This is a genomic window from Escherichia sp. AM3 (assembly GCF_032029835.1).
Classification (GTDB): domain Bacteria; phylum Pseudomonadota; class Gammaproteobacteria; order Enterobacterales; family Enterobacteriaceae; genus Escherichia; species Escherichia coli.
In genome coordinates, this window is sequence record NZ_JAVUPQ010000226.1 from 1 (window position 1) to 2016 (window position 2016).

The window sequence follows — 2016 nt, forward strand, 5'->3', positions numbered from 1 at the left end:
TTCCTCTTGTGACGCCAGTCGAAGGAGCGGAAGATGAGCGAGAAGTTACCTTTCTGTGGCGCGCCCGACATCCTCTGCAGGGCGTTTATCTGCGTCTGAACCGGGTGACGGATAAAGAGCACGTAGAAAAAGGAATGATGAGCGCCCTTCCCGAAACGGATATCTGGACACTGACACTGCGTTTACCCGCAAGTTACTGCGGCTCCTATTCGCTGCTGGAAATCCCCCCCGGCACTACGGCTGAGACGATTGCACTGTCCGGAGGCCGTTTTTCCACCCTCGCCGGAAAAGCCGATCCGCTAAACAAAATGCCGGAGATCAACGTTCGGGGGAACGCAAAGGAATCAGTGCTGACACTTGATAAAGCTCCCGCCCTGTCGGAATGGAACGGCGGCTTCCACACCGGACAACTGCTTACCTCCATGCGCATTATCGCCGGGAAATCTCGCCAGATTCGGCTCTATATTCCGGATGTTGATATTTCTCAGCCCCTCGGGCTGGTCGTGCTGCCCGATGGTGAAACCTGGTTTGATCACCTTGGCGTATGCGCGGCAATTGACGCCGCCATAAATAACGGGCGCATCGTGCCCGTGGCTGTACTGGGCATTGACAACATTAATGAACATGAACGCACTGAGATACTCGGCGGGCGCAGCAAACTGATAAAGGATATCGCCGGACATCTGCTGCCGATGATTCGCGCTGAACAACCGCAGCGTCAGTGGGCAGACCGTTCGCGCACAGTGCTGGCCGGGCAGAGCCTCGGCGGGATCAGTGCGCTAATGGGGGCTCGTTACGCACCGGAAACGTTCGGTCTGGTGCTCAGCCACTCTCCTTCAATGTGGTGGACGCCAGAAAGAACCAGTCGACCAGGCTTGTTCAGCGAAACCGATACCTCATGGGTGAGTGAGCATCTGCTTTCTGCCCCACCGCAGGGCGTACGTATCAGCCTGTGCGTGGGATCGCTGGAAGGTTCGACAGTGCCTCACGTTCAGCAGCTTCACCAGCGGCTGATTACCGCTGGCGTCGAAAGCCATTGCGCAATTTACACCGGTGGTCACGATTACGCATGGTGGCGCGGTGCACTGATTGACGGGATTGGTTTACTACAGGGTTGAGTTGACCCACAAACACTTTCAGGAAACGGTACAGACTTCCCGAATAAATCAAATTGTCACCTGCGGAAAAGGAATAATCATCAGATGTATGCCCGCGAGTATCGCTCAACACGCCCGCATAAAGCGATTTTCTTTCATCTTTCTTGCCTCACCCTTATCTGTAGTGCGCAAGTTTATGCGAAGCCGGATATGCGGCCACTGGGGCCGAATATAGCCGATAAAGGCTCCGTGTTTTACCATTTCAGCACCACCTCTTTCGACTCTGTCGATGGCACACGCCATTATCGGGTATGGACGGCCGTGCCGAATACAACCGCACCGGCATCGGGTTACCCGATTTTATATATGCTTGACGGTAACGCAGTTATGGACCGCCTGGATGACGAACTGCTCAAACAATTGTCAGAAAAAACACCGCCAGTGATCGTGGCTGTCGGGTATCAGACCAACCTCCCTTTCGATCTCAACAGCAGGGCTTACGACTATACGCCAGCAGCAGAAAGCAGAAAAACAGATCTCCACTCAGGGCGTTTTAGCCGTAAGAGTGGTGGCAGCAACAACTTCCGCCAGTTACTGGAAACGCGTATTGCCCCAAAAGTGGAACAGGGACTGAATATCGATCGGCAACGCCGCGGCTTATGGGGGCACTCCTACGGCGGCCTCTTCGTGCTGGATTCCTGGCTGTCCTCCTCTTACTTCCGGTCGTACTACAGTGCCAGCCCGTCGTTGGGCAGAGGTTATGATGCTTTGCTAAGCCGCGTTACGGCGGTTGAGCCTCTGCAATTCTGCGCCAAACACCTGGCGATAATGGAAGGCTCGGCGACACAGGGTGATAACCGGGAAACGCATGCTGTCGGGGTGCTGTCGAAAATTCATACCACCCTCACTATACTGAAAG

At 54.8% G+C, this 2016-nt stretch carries 2 protein-coding genes; both read left to right on the plus strand.

The window, feature by feature from the left end; all coding sequences use genetic code 11:
• The coding region (gene iroD, locus RTW80_RS24440; protein WP_312720638.1) for a catecholate siderophore esterase IroD at positions 1 to 1118 on the plus strand (1118 nt) is incomplete at its 5' end.
• 84 nt (positions 1119 to 1202) lie between these two features.
• Positions 1203 to 2016: catecholate siderophore esterase IroE (iroE, locus tag RTW80_RS24445; RefSeq protein ID WP_312720641.1), on the plus strand; the 814-nt coding region annotated here is incomplete at its 3' end.